Annotated in this window: 16 protein-coding genes; 8 read left to right on the plus strand and 8 right to left on the minus strand. The window is 52.1% G+C overall.

Annotated elements, in window-relative coordinates:
- Window positions 1-4: 4 nt before the first annotated feature.
- Both ilvC and EZV72_RS18090 read left to right on the plus strand, forming a co-directional pair.
- Window positions 5-1,486, plus strand: a complete 1,482-nt coding sequence (gene ilvC, locus EZV72_RS18085; protein WP_137168547.1) for a ketol-acid reductoisomerase — start codon at window positions 5-7, stop codon at window positions 1,484-1,486.
- A gap of 161 nt (window positions 1,487-1,647) precedes the next feature.
- Window positions 1,648-2,529, plus strand: coding sequence for a 5'-methylthioadenosine/S-adenosylhomocysteine nucleosidase (locus tag EZV72_RS18090; protein WP_137168548.1), 882 nt, complete (start codon window positions 1,648-1,650; stop codon window positions 2,527-2,529).
- On the opposite strand, the gene EZV72_RS18095 is transcribed toward EZV72_RS18090, so the two are convergent.
- Window positions 2,526-3,779, minus strand: a complete 1,254-nt coding sequence (locus tag EZV72_RS18095) for a multidrug effflux MFS transporter (RefSeq protein WP_137168549.1) — start codon at window positions 3,777-3,779, stop codon at window positions 2,526-2,528. The two genes, EZV72_RS18090 and EZV72_RS18095, sit on opposite strands and share 4 nt — an antisense overlap.
- 156 nt (window positions 3,780-3,935) lie before the next feature.
- Entirely contained in the window at window positions 3,936-5,894 is a 1,959-nt protein-coding gene (locus EZV72_RS18100; protein ID WP_137168550.1) for an alpha/beta hydrolase family protein, read from the minus strand.
- A gap of 229 nt (window positions 5,895-6,123) precedes the next feature.
- Between EZV72_RS18100 and EZV72_RS18105 the strand changes: the two genes are divergently transcribed.
- Both EZV72_RS18105 and EZV72_RS18110 read left to right on the plus strand, forming a co-directional pair.
- Complete coding sequence (locus tag EZV72_RS18105; protein ID WP_137168551.1) at window positions 6,124-7,965, plus strand: autotransporter assembly complex protein TamA; 1,842 nt, start codon at window positions 6,124-6,126, stop codon at window positions 7,963-7,965.
- Entirely contained in the window at window positions 7,962-11,699 is a 3,738-nt protein-coding gene (locus EZV72_RS18110) for a translocation/assembly module TamB domain-containing protein (RefSeq protein WP_137168552.1), read from the plus strand. Before EZV72_RS18105 ends, EZV72_RS18110 begins: the two co-directional genes overlap by 4 nt.
- On the opposite strand, the gene EZV72_RS18115 is transcribed toward EZV72_RS18110, so the two are convergent.
- Together EZV72_RS18115 and EZV72_RS18120 are read right to left on the minus strand one after the other, a co-directional pair.
- On the minus strand, window positions 11,696-12,247 hold the full coding sequence (locus tag EZV72_RS18115) for a hypothetical protein (RefSeq protein WP_137168553.1): 552 nt from the start codon (window positions 12,245-12,247) through the stop codon (window positions 11,696-11,698). The two genes, EZV72_RS18110 and EZV72_RS18115, sit on opposite strands and share 4 nt — an antisense overlap.
- Window positions 12,240-12,734 carry an RNA polymerase sigma factor gene (locus EZV72_RS18120; RefSeq protein WP_137168554.1) on the minus strand — a complete coding sequence of 165 codons (495 nt, stop codon included), beginning with the start codon at window positions 12,732-12,734 and terminating at the stop codon, window positions 12,240-12,242. Before EZV72_RS18120 ends, EZV72_RS18115 begins: the two co-directional genes overlap by 8 nt.
- 134 nt (window positions 12,735-12,868) lie before the next feature.
- Between EZV72_RS18120 and EZV72_RS18125 the strand changes: the two genes are divergently transcribed.
- A complete protein-coding gene (locus EZV72_RS18125) occupies window positions 12,869-13,114 on the plus strand; it encodes a hypothetical protein (protein ID WP_137168555.1) in 246 nt (81 codons plus the stop codon).
- Window positions 13,115-13,155: 41 nt separating this feature from the next.
- Here the strand turns inward: EZV72_RS18125 and EZV72_RS18130 are convergent, their stop codons facing one another.
- The 3 genes from EZV72_RS18130 to proB all read right to left on the minus strand — a co-directional run bounded on the left by EZV72_RS18130 (window position 13,156) and on the right by proB (window position 15,707).
- The gene (locus EZV72_RS18130) at window positions 13,156-14,082 is read right to left on the minus strand and encodes a D-2-hydroxyacid dehydrogenase (RefSeq protein ID WP_137168556.1); all 927 of its coding nucleotides are present in this window, start codon (window positions 14,080-14,082) and stop codon (window positions 13,156-13,158) included.
- A complete protein-coding gene (locus EZV72_RS18135) occupies window positions 14,079-14,519 on the minus strand; it encodes an acyl-CoA thioesterase (protein WP_137168557.1) in 441 nt (146 codons plus the stop codon). The genes EZV72_RS18130 and EZV72_RS18135 overlap by 4 nt, the downstream gene beginning before the upstream one ends.
- A gap of 87 nt (window positions 14,520-14,606) precedes the next feature.
- Window positions 14,607-15,707 (minus strand): glutamate 5-kinase, encoded by a 1,101-nt coding sequence (proB, locus tag EZV72_RS18140; protein ID WP_137168558.1) that lies wholly within the window; start codon window positions 15,705-15,707, stop codon window positions 14,607-14,609.
- A gap of 259 nt (window positions 15,708-15,966) precedes the next feature.
- On the opposite strand from proB, the gene EZV72_RS18145 reads away from it, so the two are divergent.
- From EZV72_RS18145 to EZV72_RS18155, 3 genes are all read left to right on the plus strand, one after another.
- On the plus strand, window positions 15,967-18,399 hold the full coding sequence (locus EZV72_RS18145) for a M1 family metallopeptidase (protein ID WP_408640849.1): 2,433 nt from the start codon (window positions 15,967-15,969) through the stop codon (window positions 18,397-18,399).
- Window positions 18,392-18,916, plus strand: coding sequence for a DUF6702 family protein (locus EZV72_RS18150; RefSeq protein ID WP_137168560.1), 525 nt, complete (start codon window positions 18,392-18,394; stop codon window positions 18,914-18,916). The genes EZV72_RS18145 and EZV72_RS18150 overlap by 8 nt, the downstream gene beginning before the upstream one ends.
- Window positions 18,917-18,997: 81 nt before the next feature.
- Complete coding sequence (locus EZV72_RS18155; protein WP_137168561.1) at window positions 18,998-19,270, plus strand: hypothetical protein; 273 nt, start codon at window positions 18,998-19,000, stop codon at window positions 19,268-19,270.
- A gap of 12 nt (window positions 19,271-19,282) precedes the next feature.
- Here EZV72_RS18155 and EZV72_RS18160 read toward each other — a convergent pair whose 3' ends face one another.
- Entirely contained in the window at window positions 19,283-19,591 is a 309-nt protein-coding gene (locus EZV72_RS18160; RefSeq protein ID WP_137168562.1) for a DUF6482 family protein, read from the minus strand.
- Between the last annotated feature and the right edge of the window lie 117 nt (window positions 19,592-19,708).

Genomic DNA, 19,708 nt, shown 5'->3' on the forward strand with positions numbered 1-19,708 from the left:
TTTTATGGCTAATTATTTCAACACCCTGTCCTTACGCCAGCAGCTTGACCAGTTAGGTCGCTGCCGTTTTATGAGCCGCAGCGAATTCTCTGACGGTTGCCAGTTCCTGAAAGGAAAAAAAGTGGTTATCGTCGGCTGTGGTGCCCAGGGCCTTAACCAGGGCCTGAACATGCGTGATTCAGGGCTGGACGTATCCTATGCACTGCGTCAGGCAGCAATCGATGAAAAGCGTGACTCATTCAAGCGCGCCACTGACAACGGTTTCACGGTAGGCACTTATCAGGAACTGATTCCTCAGGCTGACCTGGTATACAACCTGACTCCGGACAAACAGCACGCCAGTGTGGTCGAAGCAGTCATGCCGCTGATGAAAGACGGCGCTTCACTGGGCTACTCTCACGGTTTCAACATCGTTGAAGAAGGTCAGCAAATTCGTAGCGACATCACAGTTGTGATGTGTGCACCTAAGTGCCCGGGCACAGAAGTACGCGAAGAGTACAAGCGTGGCTTCGGCGTACCTACACTGATAGCGGTTCACCCTGAAAATGATCCGAAAGCCGAAGGCTGGGACATAGCCAAGGCGCTGGCCAGTGCAACTGGTGGCGATCGTGCCGGTGTACTTGAGTCATCGTTTGTCGCTGAAGTGAAATCTGATCTGATGGGCGAGCAAACCATTTTATGTGGTATGCAACAAGTCGGCGCGATTCTGGCTTTTGAAAAGATGACCGACGATGGCATCGACCCGGGCTATGCAGCAGCGCTTATTCAGTTTGGTCTGGAAACCATTACCGAAGCACTGAAGATCGGTGGTGTAACCAACATGATGGATCGCCTGTCTAATCCGGCTAAGCTGAAAGCCTTTGATTTGTCTGAGCAGCTGACCACATTGCTTCGTCCGCTGTTTGAAAAACACCAGGATGACATCATCAGCGGCGAGTTTTCCCGCACCATGATGGAAGACTGGGCTAACGGTGATGCTAATCTGCTGAAATGGCGTGAAGAAACCGGTGAGTCTGCGTTTGAGAATGCGCCGGTTTACGATGGTGAAATCACTGAGCAGGAGTTTTTCGACAACGGCATTCTACTGGTTGCCATGATTAAATCAGGTGTGGAACTGGCCTTTGATGTCATGGTGGAAGCCGGCATCCTGCCAGAGTCAGCGTACTACGAGTCTTTACACGAAACACCACTGATCTCAAATACAATTGCACGTAAGCGTTTGTATGAAATGAATGTGGTTATTTCAGATACGGCTGAATACGGTAATTACCTGTTCGCCAATGCAGCAGTGCCTCTGCTGCGCGAGAAATTTATGCCATCCATTGCTACCGATGTTATCGGCAAAGGTCTGGATGTGAAATCTAACCAGGTTGAAAACCGTCGCCTGGTAGACGCCAACGATGCTATCCGTAATCATGGTGTAGAACAGGTAGGTAAAGTCCTGCGTGGCTACATGACGGACATGAAAGCCATCATTGGTGCATAAGCAGTTTCTGTCGTTAGGTGCTTAACCAAAGCCCTCTTGCCCGGTCATTTTGACCGGGCTTTTTTATCTCTGCTATTTGCCGGTTATCTGTTGTAAAACCTGTTAAGGTAATAACTGCCCTGAGGCCAACAGCTCACCCACACCGGAAAAATAAAATCACCATGAAAAAACTGTTTTGTTGTATTGCTGTTTGCTACCTGTTTATTGCCACACAGGCGCTGGCCCAGATGAAACAGGTTGAGGTGGCACCTGCCGCCACACCCCGTCAGCCCATTATGATTCAGGGACCTATGCCGATTGAGGCAGAATTTTTTGCCGCTCTGCTTGATGATGTGCATACCGAACACTCAGGCAATGCCACATTCTATACCGGCACGCTCAATGGCTATCCGGTGGTGGTTGCCCAGACCGGCAAAGGGCTGGAAAATACCGCAGCGGCCACTGCCATAGGCATTACCCGTTACCGGCCCCGTATTATTATTAATCAGGGCACCTCTGGCGGTCACGACCCCAAATTACAGGTAGGCGATATTGTGCTGGGTGCACGCAGTGTGAATGCGGCTAACTTCAAAACACCTCACCGTAAGGCCGGTGAAGGCTCAGCGCCGCTGAACTGGCTGCCAATGGATTTAATGGCGTCTGCTGGCAGTGCCGGTGAGGGCGACAGCGCAGCCAAAGCCGAAAAAGCCCGGTTTTATGCTGGCGACAAAGCATTGCTGGCACTGGCCCTGTCGTTAAAGGATACCTACACCCACGGTAAGGTGGTCACCGGCACCATTGGCAGTGGTAACTTCTGGAATAATGAACTGGACAGAATTGCCTGGCTGCATGACAACCTGGGCACCAGCGTGGAGGAAATGGAAACAGCCTCGGCCGCCCAGATTGCCCATGCCTATCAGACACCGTTTTTAGGCATTCGTATTTTGTCCAACAATATTACTAATCAGGGACATTACGACCCGCAAACCGCCAGGGCTTGTCAGCAGTTTGTGCAAACCGTGGTCACGGCCTACATCCAGCAGCTGAGACAGACAGCGGACTAATCCTTTTCTACATGAATCTTTTCCGGGTGTTGGCGGCGCTCTCTGTCGCCCACCCGCACCACGATAAACGCCATTGTAAAAAAGCTTAAAAAGCCCAGTCCGATAGGATAGAGGTTGTCGGTTAAAAAGCTGTCAACAAACAGGGCCACCGGCACGGCAATCATGCTGGATAAAGAGCCGATAATGGCCGCGCCCAGGCCGGCAATATCGCCTAATGGCTGCATCGCCATCGCGTTCAGGTTACCAAACAGAATACCGACAAAAAAGAACCCGCAGAACATTACCATAATGGTCAGTACCAGCGGCGGCAGGCCGTCAAATGCCAGTAAAATACCGTTAAAGACAAGGGCAAACACGATGACCCCGTACAATGCGATATGAATCAGCCGGCTCATTCCCATTTTAACCACCATGGTGCCATTAAAAAGTGACGCCAGGCCGATGGAAAAGGCCAGGGTGGCAAAAATGTACGGAAACATGCCACCGGTCTGATAAAACTCCTGAAAAATAGTTTGTGAGGCGCTCAGGTAGGCCAGAAAAGCGCCGAAGATACAGCCCATGGCAATGGTATAGCCCATCACCGACATGTGGGTAAAGATAAAGCGGGTGGAGCGAAAAAACTGTGCCCAGGAAAACGACGCACGGCGAGCCCGGGGCAGGGTTTCCGGCTGCCGGCTGAAAAACCAGATGCCGGCCAGCAGTGCAACCACCAAAAATAGTGAAAAGATATGCTGCCAGCTGAAAAAATACAGCACGGTCTGACCAACCACCGGCGCCAGCATCGGCACCAGAATAAAGACCATCATAATAAATGACATCACCCGGGCCATCGCGTCGCCCACGTACAGATCGCGAATAATCGCCATGGCAGCAATCCTCGGACCAGATACTCCAAAGGCCTGAATCACCCGGCCTAGCAGCATGGTTTCCATATTCTTGGCCAGCATACACACCACGGTACCGGCAGCAAAAATACAAAGCCCGAGTAGGATCGTCAGGCGGCGGCCACGGGCATCAGAAAAGGGGCCGAAAAACAGCTGGCCAAATGCCATTCCAACAAAAAAGATCGACACAATTAAGTGTGCTTCATGGTCATCAGCGGCATTCAGGGCTGCGCCTATCTGCGTCAGTGCCGGTAACATGGAGTCAATGCTCAGAGCCACCAGCGAGGTCATCATGGCCATCAGAGCCACAAATTCATACAGCGACAGGGTCGGGGAAGTTTTGGTGTATGTTACCGGATTGGTCATGCGTTTTGGTGGTCGCTCTTACAAAGTGTTCACAGAGAGGGTATGCAACAAACAGTGTACACGAAACCAGCAAAACGTGTTGTACCAAATCAGTCAGGCGGGCAAAATTCAGGGCCAGCCGCAAACTAACTACGCGGCTGGCAAAACAAAAACAGTCTATTGCAAATAACGGCTCAAAAACGTATCCATTTCACGAAAGAACCGATGACGGTTATTCTGCAATGACAGATAATGATCGCCTGCAGGTAGCTCAACATAGCGAAACAGCCGGTTGTCGGCATCTTTAAGTTCTTCTGCCATATCCCGGCTTTGCGCAACCGGAACAGACCGATCCTCATCGCCGTGAACCAGTAAGATCGGAGTTTTTATCTCGTCGGCATGATAAGCCGGCGAGCGCTTTTCGAGATCGTCATAATCATCGCCAATCTGATTTTTAACAAATTCTTTGTTCAGAAAGTGACGAGAGTTACGCACCAGCTGTTTTAAGTCAGACACGCCGGCAAAACTGACCGCACAGGAAAACAGCGCCGGCGTTTTAACGGTTGCCATCAACGCAGCGTAACCACCGTAACTGGCGCCAACAATACACAGCTTGTCAGCATCAGCGATCCCCTCACTGATAAGATAGCGGGTAGCATCGGTAATATCATCCTGCATCTGCAGCCCCCAGCCTTTCATCTGCGCCTGCGCAAAGCTGTATCCATAGCCGGATGAGCCCCGAAAGTTGGGCCGCAGAACCGCATAACCGCGACTGACAAAATAGCTCGTCCAGTAGTCAAAGCCATCGTAGTCTCGTGCACCGGGTCCACCGTGGGGATGAATAATGGTGGGATACGGCGCCTTACCGGTGAGCGGCACGGTCAGATACCCTTCAATGGTCAGCCCGTCCCGGGCGGTAAATGACACTTTGCGGTGCTCTGGCAGCGGCGTATCGTAGAGCTGTGGATACTGATGAAACAATACGTTCAGCTGATTTTTACCCACATCCCCTATACTGTACATGGGCGGCTTGCCATCAGCCTGAGACAGCAAAATATAACGGCTTTCATCCTGATTAAAACTCACCAGCACATTGTGGTAGTCCGGCATGGCCTCATCCACCAGCTTTTGTAATACCGTCCAGCGGTGGTCCCAGTAATGACGCCCGTTTGGCGCCTGAGCGTGGCGTATACCAATCGCATCGCCACTTTGTGAAGAATAAATCAGTCTGCCATCCACATCATAGTTTTCATCGGCAAACACCAGTTCACTGTCACGGGTTTTCAGGTTCATTTTATACAGCGCCAGGTAATCACCGTGGTAAGCGCTGTAATACAGTATATTTGGATCCAGCCCGAAACCTCTGGGATAAAAGCCTTTTTCAGCCATGGCGTTATATTCAAACAAGGGGACCCAGTCATCATTCTGTTCAATCAGAACCTGACGTTCACCAGTGCTGTAATTCAGCGTAATCCCGAGCCGTACTTTCCCCTGCTGATCACTCACCCAGGTCCGGATGTTACGTTTGCCCCGCTCAACCCGCTGCATTCGGTAGTCATTGACACTCACTTTGTACACAGAAGGTCTGAAGGCTTCATCCAAATCGATGGCCATCAGAATATGTTCAGGATCATCAGGCAACCAGTCCACCACTGTATCCATAAACTGCGGAATATGAGCGGTTTTGCGATTGCGCAAACGCACCGGACTGACAACAGGCTGAGGTTTTTCACCATTTTTTTCATAATCCATCAGGAACAGGCGGGTACGAAAAAAACGGGCTGATCCCTCTTTGCTTTCATAGCGGGCACTGACGGCCAGCTTTTGATTATTGGCCCAGTGATACCAGTTGATTTTGACCTTCTCACCATCAGAAGATAACAGATAAAATGACTTTTTCTTTGCAAAGTCATATACCTGAAGCAACGCCACCGGCTCGTCTTTCACTTCCACATGGCGCAGGTAGGCAATTTTGTCGCCATCGGGTGACAACTGCACATCCTCAAATTGCGGCAGGGCACTGAAGGCTTCCACCGGTATTCCGGTTGTTGACGACGCGGCCATAGCAGGGGTAATAAGCATGAAGCAGGCAGTAAATAGCACCCACCAGCGGACGATGCTGTGAAATCCTTTCATACAACTTTCCTTTATTGGTAACGTAAGCAGAAGCATCCTTTATTTATGCACTTACATCGCACGAACAAAGAGTGACAACGCGGGTCATAGTATACTGTGCGCTGATTAATTTAAAGCCAGTGCCACGCAGGTTACCCCGGTATCGGGGCGCGTTATTTGCATAGTCATTGGCTAAATATACATGGGCTGATCTATCCCATCACACATAACAAAGGGCAGGGAAAAAAAGATGAAACACATTTTTTATCTTGCCCACCGGTGCGGTCTGTTACTATGCCCGGTCACCACCGATAAAGGAACACAAAGACAGTTCATGCGCAGGAACAAATCAAATACAGTATGGGTGTGGTTGCTGGGAAGCCTGTTCTGGTTGTTCCTGACCCCGGCGATGGCGCTGGACTTTGAGATAAAGGGAGTGGAGCAGGATAACCTCAAAGACAATATCCGGTTACACCTCAAAAGCCTGAATATCAGTCAGGATGCGCTAAACGATCCGTTCTGGCAGGAAGAGGTGGCCAGCACCGTTGCCACCGCTGTGCAGCCGTTTGGCTATTACAACAGCCAGGCCACGGTCACCCTGACAGAAGATGACGAGGCAATTGTTAATGTCACCCTGGATACGCCATTAAAAGTGGCTAACGTGACCCGGGAAATCATCGGCCCGGCCCGCGCTGATAACGCCTTTCGGGAAACCTTTAACAGCTTTGCCTTAAAGCCGGGCGATATCATGCTGCAACCGGTGTATGAGTCGTTTAAAAATCGCATGTTTAACTACGCGTTATCTCACGGCTACTTTGATTTTAAGTGGCAGGCGACCCGTCTGGATTTAGTTCGTGATACCCACGAAGCCAATATTCTGCTCATTGCACAAAGCGGCCCACAGTACCAGTTTGGCGATCTGGAGTATGTGGGCGATGACAAAGCCAGGACCATCATCAGCCGGCTCCGCCCATTTAGTGTGGGCGAGGCCTATTCATCGGCCAAACTGACCGAATTTAACCGCCAGCTCAATCAGTCTGGTTATTTTAACCGGGTCATTGCCCGGCCAGTGGTCAGCCGGGCGCAGGATAAAAAAGTGCCGATTGAAATTACCCTGGCTCACAAGCCCCGCGATAACTTCAATGTGGGTCTGGGCGCGGCCACCGACACCGGCCCCCGTATGCGCCTGAAATGGGAACGCCCCTGGATTAATGACGCCGGCCACTCGGCCAGCGCCGAGTTATTTATCTCTGAGCCGGAGCAGTCCATTACCGCAGACTATTTGGTGCCGATGGGCGATATCAAAAATGATTATCTGAAATATGAAGCGGGTTATCAGTTTCTGGATTACGAAAACACCGGGACCGAAAGTGAAACCTTAAGTGTGTCTTTGCACCGGATTGTAAAAGCGTCTGATTCGCCCTGGCAGAATGATTACTCTGTCACCTATTTACGCGAACAGTATAAGGTCGAAGAAAATCCCTCGCAGACTACGCAACTGCTGATGCCTGGCTACGCCCTGCAATATCTGATGAAAAATGATTCTTTGAATATTACCCGCGGCAGTTATTTGCGTACCTCCGTGCAGGTAGGTCGCGAAGCGGCCGGGTCGGATATTGATATTGTTAAAGCCGGCATTGAAGCCCGGTTTATTCGTACCTATGGCAAGCATCGTTTGATGCTGCGTGGCGAGCTGGGCGCGATTGATACCAGCAGCTTTGACGATGTACCGGCTTCGGTGCGTTATTACGCTGGTGGTGATCAGAGTGTCAGAGGCTTTGGTTATCGTGAAATTGGCCCGGAGGGCGAGCTGTTTAATCCGGTGACCGGTGCGTTAGGGGAAGCCGGCGGTAAGTACCTGGCTACCGCCGGAGTAGAATATGCTTACGAGGTTATACCTAACTGGCGGGCCGCAATATTTACCGATATTGGCACCGCAACCAATGATTTTGATGAAGACCCTGCACTGGGCATTGGCCCGGGCGTGCACTGGCTTTCTCCCATCGGGCCGGTCCGGCTGTATGTTGCCTTTGGTTTTTCTGAGCAGAAAAATACCTGGCGCATTCACTTCATGCTGGGGCCCGAATTATGAAAAAACGTTATATCCCGTTATGGGTACTGGCCCCGTTTGTGGTGCTGTTTATTGTCCTGGCACTTGTCATCAGCCCCATTGGCACGCCGGCCTTGCGCGCTTTGGTCAACAACGCGGTAAGCGGCCTGCATATTAATGAGATTGACGGCACCATCGTCAGTGACATTACCGTGCGCGGGCTAAGCTGGGAAAATGAATACTGGCAGGTTCAGGCCAGTGAGGTATCCACCAATGTGGTGTTGGGCTGTCTGCTATCGGGCAAAGTGTGTCTGGATGTTGTGCATACCGATGGCGTTAAGGTTAGCCAGCTGGGCGTGGCACCAGCCAGCCAGGCGCCGCCTTCCACCGAACCGTTCAGTTTACCGGTTACCATTAAGGCGCCCGATATTAACCTGACCAATACTCGTATTGCGCTTACGGACCAGACCATAGAACTGGCCAGCCTGGATACCGGCATCAGTGCCGGCGATGAGCTTGTTGTGGATTACCTGCAGCTTCAGGGGTTAACCGTGACCATGCCGGCCACAGAACCTGCTACGCAGCCTGCCCCGACCAGTTATGCCCTTAACTACAGCGCCCCCGCGCTGCCGGCTATCACCACGCCGTTGCCGGTGCTGATAAAAGATTTATCAGTGGCCGACACAACGCTATGGCAGGGTGAGTCAAAGCAGCACATTAAGCTGGTGAAACTGGCCCGGTTTGAATTTTCAGATGTCGACATGCGCGCCGAATCATTGCATGTGGAACATGCCATGGGGGTCGTGGATGCCAGCGCAGATATCACATTGCAGGATAAGTACGCACTGGATATTGACGCTGAGGCCAGCATAAACAATCTGGGCGAGGCCGCCGAGCAAGTCAGTCTGAGCGCCAGTGGCAGTTTGCAGGACCTGCGCCTGAGTATAGCGGCCAGCGGCCCCTATACTGCCAAGGCTGACCTGTCGGCCAACCTGTTATCCGACACCCTGCCGGTAGAGCTTACCGCCAGCTGGCCGGATCAGACACTTGCCGCCCTGCCTGACGGACAGTTATACCAGGGCCAGCTGCGCGCCTCTGGCACCATGGGCAACTATCATCTCACCGCGGGTACATCCGCTGATATACCGCAAATTGGCAATGTACCGGTCAAGGCCGACATGATTCTTAATCGTAACAACATTACGGTTAACGCCCTGACCGCCTCATTACTGGGCGGGAGGATCACCAATACTGGCACCTTGTATTTGAATGAATCAGTGAGCTGGGCAGGCATGACCAAACTGGCCGGACTGACCAGTAAACCGCTGGCCGAAATGGGCCCTGAAGCCATCAGCGGGCAGTTCAAAACGCTCATGCAGTACGATGATAAGGGCATTCAGGCCAGCATTTCCGAATTGTCGTTAACGGCCCAGCAGGGCGCCTACCCGCTGACCGTGGATGGCTCGGTGGTATACGCCGGGCCGAGCGAGCTGCTGGTCACCAATGTGCAGGTTACCCAGGGAGACAACCGGGCGGATGTCGCCGGTCAGGTCATAAAAAACCGGTATCTCAAGGGTACGGTAAAACTGGCCATGCAGCAGCTTGATGCGGTATATCCCGGCCTGTCCGGGGCGCTGGATGCGGACATTGATATCTCAGGTAACTGGCAGGATCCGGGCGCCACAGGCCAAATCAGCCTGAATGAGGTGAAAGCCGGTCCGCAAATCAGTCCGGCGCTGGCAGCACAGGGCGCACTTAACGGCACTGTCACACTGGATGGACGCCTGTCCAGCCACCATTTTGAAACCGAGCTGGCGGTGACCGACCATGCGTTGTCACTGGCCCTGGATGGCCAGTGGAAAGATGCACGCTGGGTGGGCAGAATACAGCGCAGTAATCTGAGTCTGTTATCCACCCGATGGGCCCTGCAGGATGGGTTTACCGTAGCCGTACGCCCAGCGCCCTTTAGCACCAAGATTACCCAGAACTGCTGGCAGTCCAGAGCTGAAGGTCAGCTGTGTATAGACGATTTGCTGTATAAAAATGATGTGGCGCGCTGGACCCTCAATGCCAGGGCATTACCGGCCGGCTTATGGGCCAGCGAGTTTTTAGCTGAGCTGTTGCCCGAGGCACCGGACTCTACATTATCGATCTCCAGTAAAGGGAAAATGCCGAAAAATGGCCGCCCGCAGGGCACCTTTAATCTGGCCCTGACGCCGGCCACCTGGAAGCTGGGTAAAGAAGGTGCGGTCGCCATTGATGTTGATAAGCTGGAAGTTAAAGGCAATATCAAGAATGATGATCTGAAAGCCAGTATGGCGCTGATAAGCCCGCAACTGGGAGAGGTGACCGGTAATCTGGCTACCCGCCCGTTTGAGGAAAATCCGCAGCTTGATGGCATGATTGATGTCAGTGGTATTCAGCTGGAACCGCTTAAGCCTGTGTCACCCACCATCCGCGAACTGTCCGGCGCTTTTGGTGGTCAGTTGCAGCTGACCGGCCAGCTAAGTGCGCCTGTGATGAACGGACAGCTGAAACTGGCTGACGGCAATATTGATATTGATGATACGCCGGCCACCATCACCAACTGGAATCAGTCGATTGTATTTGAAGGCAGTCAAGCACAGTTCGACGGCAGTTTTATGCTGGGCGACGGCAAGGGCAGCCTGGATGGCTCGGTCGACTGGAGCGAAATAGACACGCCGAAAGTAGAGGTTCATCTTAGTGGCGATCGGTTGGAGGTGGAACAGCGCGATGTACAGGTGAAGCTGTCACCAGACTTAAACGCCAGTATCGAACCGGGCCTGGTCAAAGTGACCGGCCAGATCAGCATCCCCTGGGCACGGGCAAAGATTGAAGAGTTACCGCAAAGTGCGGTAGCCCCGTCTAAAGATGTGCATTTACGTGGCGAGCCGCCCACCGAAGATCCACTGGATATTGTAGATGCCAAAATCGATGTCATTATTGATAAAGACAAAGCCGGAGAGGTAAAACTGGAAGCTTTTGGCTTAACCGCCAACCTGGCCGGTGAGCTTCAGGTGGCCACACAACCTGCGCCAGTTGGCTACGGCTCTTTACAGGTCATGGATGGCCGGTATCAGGCGTATGGTCAGGATCTGATTATTCAGACCGGTGAAGTTCAGTTCAACGGCCCGCTAGACCAGCCTTTGCTGCTGGTAGAGGCCATTCGTGATCCCAGCAAAACCGATGATGGGGTGATTGCCGGTATCCGGATTGATGGTGCGGCGGATAGTCCGAATATCAGCATTTTCTCCACCCCGTCGATGGAGCAGGGTAATGCGCTGGGTTATCTGTTAACCGGTAGTGCCCCCAACGCCGGCGGCTCGGGAGATCCTAACTATGCCGCTATTCTACTGGGCATGGGTTTGTCCAATACCGACAAAATTCAGGGGCAGCTGGGCAGTGCCCTGGGTATTGATGATTTTAGTATCGGCACGACCTCTGGCTCAGCCAGCGATGACCCTAAATTATCCTTAAACGGACGAATCAATGAACGGTTGAGTATTCAGTACAATGTGGATGTCGGTCTGGGTAAGAAAGACTCTACCACCGAAACCGTACGCCGGCGCTCTGCACCACCGGATCTGGCGCTTAAATATCGCTGGCTGCCTCAGTTTTATGTAGAAGCCATTCAGACCACCATCGAGGAGCAAACCGAGTTTGCGCTGGATTTTTACTATCAGTTTTTCTTGGGTGAAGTACCGGAGCAGCGTAAGCCTGACGCGGTGGAAAAAACCGCTGAGCAGGGCGATTAACCCAGAGCAGCGGCCTCGGCGCGAAAACGTTGTTCGCGCCTTGCCGCCCACACATAAAACCCGATATTGAACAAGGTTACCCCAGCCATGACGGCGCCGAAGTTCAGCAGGTTGTCGGGCCGAAAATCCTCCACCAGCCATTCATTGATAAAAAAGCCGCAGATGGCCAGCTGGCACAGCCAGGCCGAGTGTCTGGAGATACGGGCAATACGCACATTGTTGCTAAGCTGCTGGCGCAGTAACGCAACATGGTCCGCGGTGGTCAGACGGCCCAGTACCACCGCACGCCGTAACCAGCCTAAATAAAGGGTATAACCGACCGTCACCACACCCAGCAATATCACAAAAACGGTGGCGCTGGTGGACAAATGCGCCGGCGCCCACCCTATCAGCCAGACAAACGGGATCAGCATCAGTACATCAAGCAGCAGGTAGCACCGGTGTTTTATCTGCAAATTACGCAACCGCTTTTTAATCTGCTTTATATCAACGGGCTTCACCTGCTGGGATTGCCACAGAGCGCTCAGCTCCTGTTCAAAATCATTCATTGCTCAGTTCCTTTTTCAGCGCGGCCCTGGCCCGGTTCAGCGTGACACCAATATGATTGACAGATAAACCACAGACATCGCTGATTTCTTCATAACTCAGATCCTCAAGCGACAGAATCACAATCTGGCGACTTTGTACCGGTAATCGTCGGATAGCGCGCAGCAAACGTTCTGTAGCCTGCTCCTGTTCCAGTTGTCGGCTTACCGTATCCACGGCGCCGGATGTGTGCATCTCATCGTTAAACAGATCAGTGGCTGGCTGACGCACCTGCCTGGCTACATGACTAACCGCCCGGTTATGCGCCACTTTAAGAATGTATGTTTTCAGGTTACTGCGCCCTTCAAAGCGCTGCAGGCTTTGCCATACCGCTAGTGCAATATCCTGTACCAGTTCATCACGCAGATTTTCATTGGCCTCATACCCGCTGGCCACCCGGCTTAACAGCGGCGCATACTGAGTTAACAGGGCTTCAAAATCGTCCTTCAACCGCCTTCCTTGTTGTTCAGCATCAGATAAATGTATCAGTAACAGTCCTTACCAGAATAAAAAACTTACAGTGGGTGTAAGTTTTTTTGCTGTGCAACGACTATCACTATGAAACATATTACAGGAGACTGCATATGACAGGATTATTGATATTTACCGGCATCTTTCTAATGATTGGACTGGTTTACTATATGGATGCTCGCTTTGGCTGGCAGTTTGCCGCCTGGATGAACGGCCAGGCCAGCAGTCCGTTTTCCAGTATAAAAGCTCCGGTAAAACAGGATGTACAGATAAAGGCGCTGCAAGAGCGTATCAGCGTACTCGAAGCCCTGGTAACCGACTCATCGTACGAGCTCAACCAGAAAATAAACCGGCTGTGACCGGCATTGTGGTCATCGCCGATCTAGCGGGCCGCTGACATTCAACGGGCCAGAAAATCCTGCACGTGACCAATGGCAATATCCAGCAAACGCTGACGGGACTCTCTGGCCAGCCAGGCAACATGAGGGGTAATAATCAGGTTGGAAAGGCCGGTGTGAAGCAAAGGATGATCCGGGGCCGGCGGCTCACTGCTTAAAACATCCAGTCCAGCGCCGCCTAACTGACCGGATTTCAGTGCTTCTAATAGTGCTGGTTCATCAATCAGCCCGCCGCGGGCAGTATTGATCAGCAATGCCCCGGGCTTCATGGCCGCCAGCGCAGCAGCGTTGATCAGCTTGTCGGTATCCGGCGTCAGCGGGCAGTGCAGGCTGATGACATCAGCCTCGGGTAGCAGGCTGGCCAGCGTGGGGCGCGGATCATCTGTCTTACCCGGACGGGCAGCGGCGGTCACGCGCATACCCAGCGCCTGACAAACCGAGTCAAACTGACGGCCCAGCTCACCATGACCAACAATTACCAGATGTTTGCCGGCCAGTTCACTGACCGGATGCCCGGTTAAACAAAAAAACGGTGACGCTTCCCATTGTCCGGCCTGAACATCAGCATCAAACTGCCGGAACGAGGTGGTTAAATTAAGCAGTAGCATCAGTGCATGCTGAACCACCGAACCGGTACCGTAGGCCTCAACATTCGCCACTGTGATATTGTGCTCAGTGCACCAGTCAGTATCAATATTATTGGTGCCGGTGGCCAGCACCCCGATGTACTGACAGCGGCTATGCTGAAGCAGGGAGCCGTCCAGCACCACCTTGTTGGTCAGCACAATATCGGCCTGCGCAATACGCTGCTGTGTTTGCTCTGGCAGGGTTTGCGGATAGAGGGTCCAGTCTACCGGCAGAGCATATAAAGCATGTAAATCCAGCTCATCAGGGTTCAGGGTATCGGCATCAAGCACTACACCTTTCATTCCGGCTCTCCTTTAAGCGATTTCAGGGCATCTTTGATGGCTGCCGGAATCGGCACCGCTTTTTGGGTATCCCGCTCTACAAACACATGAACAAACTGACCATGGGCCACCCGGCGCCGGGTTTCGCCGGCGTACACCGATAATCCGTAGGTGACAGAACTGCGTCCGGTTTTCAGCACCCGCATGCCCACCGCAATGGTTTCGGGGTAGGTGGCATGAGAGATGTACTGACACTGTGAACCGGATACAAACGGCACGATGTTATCGTGGGCAACATCCAGATCGCACTGCCGGGCCAGAAAATGATTCACTGCGGTGTCAAAAAAACTGTAAAACACAACATTACTGATATGGCCAAGCGCATCACAATCCAGCGCCCGGGTTTCAATGGTCATGGAAAACGGATAATCGGCCAGTGAAGGTGCAAAATCGGTCATCAGGTGGCTCCGCTGTAAAAACCATCAGCATACGGGGTTGCCGGGGAAAGCGCCACTGTGGGTGCGACAATCGGCCCGGCCAGCCGGTTAACTCATCAGCACCATGTCATCCCGATGCACCACCGCGCCACCGTGACTGTAACCAAGCACCGACTCTATCTGCCTGCTTTTAAGGCCCTTTATAGTTTGCAAGTCTTTACTATCATAAAGCGATAAGCCTTTGGCAATGGCCCCATCCTCAAACACAATATCTACCGCGTCACCCGCGCTAAACTGCCCCTGAACCTGTAACACTCCTGATGGTAGCAACGACGCTCCCCGCTCGGTCAGAGCGTCTTTCGCCCCGGCATCGACCACCAGCTGGCCGCGGGTTTTCAGGGTATGCGTCAGCCACAATGTGCGGGCACTCAGCTCAGAGCGCTGCGCTTCAAACACGGTGCCTTGTACCTGCCCGTCAAGCAGGGCATCAAACACCTGACCATTTCGGCCGTTGACGATCACTGTCTGAATACCGCTTTTAGTACACTTTTGCGCCGCTTCAATTTTGGTGCGCATACCACCGGTGCCCATCGCCGTGCCTGCGCCACCGGCCAGGGAAAAAATATCAGACGTTACTTCAGGTACCCGCTCAATCAGTGTTGCCTGCGGGTTTTTGCGCGGGTCGGCGGTATACAGCCCGTCAATATCCGAGCAGATGATGAGCGTATCGGCCTGTGCCACCAGCGCGGTGTACGCCCCCAGATTGTCGTTGTCGCCCACTTTCAGCTCATCCACTGCCACGGTGTCATTTTCATTCACAATGGGCAGGGCGCCGTGGTTCATCAACTCACGCAGGGTGTTTTTAATATTCACGTAGCGTTTGCGGTCGCGCAAATCATCCGCGGTCAGCAGAATCTGCGCGCAGGGAATATCAAAAAAGCGCTGCCAGTTTGCCATCATCTGCATTTGACCAATGGCAGCCATCGCCTGCTTCTCGGCAATTGAAGCGGGATGGGAAATCGGCACTTTACTGCGCCCGGCAGCAACACTGCCGCTGGAGACCACAATAACTTGCTTACCCGCCTGCAGACTGGCAGTAATGAAGCGGGCAATAGGAAGTAAATATTGGGCACTGCACTGTACGCCATCAGGCGCAATCAATGCACTGCCAATCTTGATAACGGCGCGTTGCCACGTAATGTTGCTCATAACAGAACAAAAGACACAAAAGAGGTTTGTATGGCAAGAATACGCTAGTTTCTGACCACTTAAAAAGTCTTTTTAGGCGTTAAAATGCGTTTTTTCGATAAGGATACAGGTGTTAATTTACGGTGAAATTTTGATTGAATAAGGCCAAAACCTGCACAACATCGTCATTTACCGCTAAGATAGGCGTTTCAACTCTAATAATAAGCTTTCTTTGCAAGGAAACTGCATGAGCAAACGACAGAACCGACTGAGCCTGTTAATGGCCGCAGTGGTGACATTGGTCACGCTACCGGCCGCCGCAGATTCGGCAATAAAACAAACAAAAGGCGACTTCGAGGATAAGTTCAGACAACTTGAAGAATCCCTTCCCACTCCGAATGTGTATCGTAATGCTGCCGGTGAGCCGGGTCATCAGTACTGGCAACAACAGGTTGATTACGTCATCAATGTTAAGCTGGATGAGGCCAAACGTCGCTTGCAGGCCTCTGAGCAAATCACTTATCACAATAACTCCCCAGATACACTGCGTTATCTGTGGATTCAGCTGGATCAGAATAAATTCCGCGATGATTCAATGTCGGCTCTGACCACGACCTTCGGTGGCATCGGAAACCGGGGGCCGGCGACTCAGTCAGCGTCTGACGACAAGCCTGCACAGCTGAGTATGGAAGCCCTGCGTCGCCAGCAGTTCGTGGATGACACCGAACTGGGTTACGACATTCAAAAGGTGGTAGATGGTTCGGGCAACAAGCTTAATCATGTGATTGTGGGCACCCTGATGCGGGTTGATTTACCTGCGCCGCTCAAATCCGGCCAGCAAACCAAGCTGTCGATTGATTTTGCTTACAATATTGTTGAAGAAGATGCGGTCTCAGCCCGTTCCGGCTATGAGCACTTCCCGGATGATGCCCGTGACGGTGGTAATGATATCTTTTTGCTGGCGCAATGGTTCCCGCGTCTGGCAGCCTACACTGATTATGAAGCCTGGACGAATAAAGAGTTTATCGGCCGGGGAGAATTCACCCTGGAGTTCGGTAACTATGAGGTGAACATTACCGTTCCGGCCGACCATATTGTGTCGTCTACCGGTACGCTGCAAAACCCCAAAGAGGTACTGACCAGCACCCAGCGTAAGCGTCTGGAAAAGGCGAAAGATGCTGATCGTCCAGTGTTTATCGTGACCGCCGAAGAAGCGCTGGAAAACGAAAAAGCCGGCACCAGCAAAACCAAAACCTGGCACTTTAAAGCAAACGACATCCGTGATTTTGCCTGGGCCTCTTCCCGTAAGTTCATGTGGGATGCCCGTGGCTTTGAGCAGGATAACAAAGACACGCCGCTGGTGATGGCCATGTCGTTTTATCCCAAAGAAGGCGGTGATCTGTGGAAAAAGTATTCCACTGAATCGGTTATTCATACCTTAGATGTGTACAACCGCTTTACCTTTGACTATCCGTATCCGGTAGCGCAGTCAGTCAATGGTCCGGTAGGCGGGATGGAATACCCGATGATTACCTTTAATGGTCCGCGCACCGAGTTGCAGGATGATGGTTCACGCACCTATTCTCTGGCCGAAAAACGCTTTTTGATTGGCGTGGTGATTCATGAAATCGGCCATAACTATTTTCCGATGATTGTGAACTCTGACGAGCGTCAGTGGACCTGGATGGACGAGGGCCTGAACAGCTTTTTAGACGGTGTGGCCGGACGCGAATGGGATCCGAATATTCCATGGGGTGTGGAGCCCCGGGATGTCACAGGCTACATGAAGTCATCTTCTCAGGTGCCAATCATGACCCAGTCTGACTCGGTACTGCACTTAGGCCCTAATGCCTATACCAAGCCGGCAGCAGCGTTAAATATTCTGCGTGAGACTATTTTAGGCCGTGAGCTGTTTGATTTTGCGTTTCAGGAATATGCCCGTCGCTGGATGTTCAAGCGGCCAACACCGGCTGATTTCTTCCGCACCATGGAAGAAGCCTCAGGGGTGGATCTGGACTGGTTCTGGCGCGGCTGGTTCTACAGTACCGACCATGTGGACATCGCGATAGACCGGGTATATAAACTGCGTCTGGATACCGAAGATCCGGATATTGATTTGTCACGCGAGCGCGAGGCCGAACTGGACAAGCCATTATCGCTAACCGTAGAGCGTAATGAGCAGGAAGGCCGCAAGCTGTGGGTCGATCGCTTTGAAGATATCAAAGATTATTACGATGATAATGATCAGTACACGCCAACCAACAAAGATCGTAACAAGTACCGCAAATTCCTGGACAAACTGGAGCCGTGGGAACGTAAAGCCTTTGAACGTGCGGTAAAAGAAGACAAAAACTACTATGTGATGGACTTCTCTAATCTGGGCGGACTGGTTATGCCGATCATTCTGCAGATGGAATTTGCAGATGGCACATCGCAAATGATGCGCATTCCGGCAGAAATCTGGCGTCGTACTCCTAAAGCGGTATCTAAACTGATTGTGACGGACAAAGACAAGGAACTGGTCAGTGTGACCGTTGACCCGCGCTGGGAAACTGCTGATGTGGATGTGGAAAACAACCATTATCCGCGTCGCATCATTCCTTCACGGATTGAAGCCTACAAGGCCAAGGACAGCACGCGCCGGGTATCGATGGACCTGATGCAGAACAGTAAGGAAAAACTGAAAGAAGCAGGTGCACAAAAAGATGACTAAGGCTGTATTGAAGCCGTTACAGTGGGGCCTGCTGGCCCTGCTGTTAAGTGTATGCCAGCTGGCTCAGGCCCATCAGATAAAGGCAGCGATTACCACCGTACTGTTTAACCCGCACACTAAAAATATTGAGGTGATGCACCGGTTTAATCTGCATGATGCAGAACATGCGGTTAAAGCGCTGTTTGATAAACAGGCCGATATTCTGGATGACCCGAATACCCAGCAGCATTTTGCTCAATACGTGGTCAAGCGCTTTAGTCTGCTTGATGCACAGGGTGAATCACTGGGGCTGAAAACCGTTGGCTATGAAACAGAAGGCAAGTTCTTCTGGGTTTATCAGGAAACCGAACAGCCACCGGCTCTGGAAGGTTTACAGATTCGCCACGATGCCCTGCGCGATTTGTGGCCATCGCAGGTCAATACCCTGAATGTAGAAGGCATGGGTGATATCAAAACCCTGACCTTTGCCGGCAGTGCTACGCTGCTGGAAGTAGGCTTTGGCGGCCATCACCACTAAAGTCTTATATCTGTAATATTGCAACCCTGGTCTGGGTTGCGCATGATGATATTTATTCATATGCAACCCAGGCCAGTGTTTATGTCCTCAACAACCCCGCAAGACAGCTTTTCCAATCGAAAAAATCCGGTTTGGGTGCTTTTAAGTGGCGCCATGGCTCTGATGTTTGTCGTGCTGATGTTTTTGCCCGACAGTGGCACCGGCGGCGCGACGCTGTCGCTGTATTCAGCCATGCTGTGGTGTGGCCTGTTTGGCGCGACTCTGGCCCGGTATCGGGGCAATAACGGCTGGACTGGCTTTGCGGCCGGCAGTGTGGCCGGTATGCTGATTCAGATCATCGTGCCAATGGTGTAGCCGGCGCACCTTCTAATAGGGCAGGGTCATGGAAAATGGCAATGCCATTTGCTGACTGGCTTTGGGTGGACCACCGATCATCTCCTCGTAGGGCGTATCGTGTACCATCACGGACTGGGCTACCTGACAATGGGCAAAGGCTTCACGAATATGCCCGGCACTGAAAAACCGCATCGGGCGGTCCTTGTTGTCATAGACCAGACCATGTTTGTCACCCACCGTTAGCTGCACCAGATACACATTCATCTCAAACGACTGTACCTCCAGATAATCAATCGGCATGGCACGTTCTGCAATGTCACTGAACAAAAATTTGTACATGGGTCTGTTCCGGCTTTTTAATCCACACTAAGTATACGCAGACCATACCGCACCGGTGGTTCAAACAGGATTAAATATTCGCAACTTTGTTCCACTAAACAGGGTCATAGCCAGTAC

The organism is Salinimonas lutimaris, from assembly GCF_005222225.1.
Taxonomy (GTDB): Bacteria; Pseudomonadota; Gammaproteobacteria; order Enterobacterales; family Alteromonadaceae; genus Alteromonas; species Alteromonas lutimaris.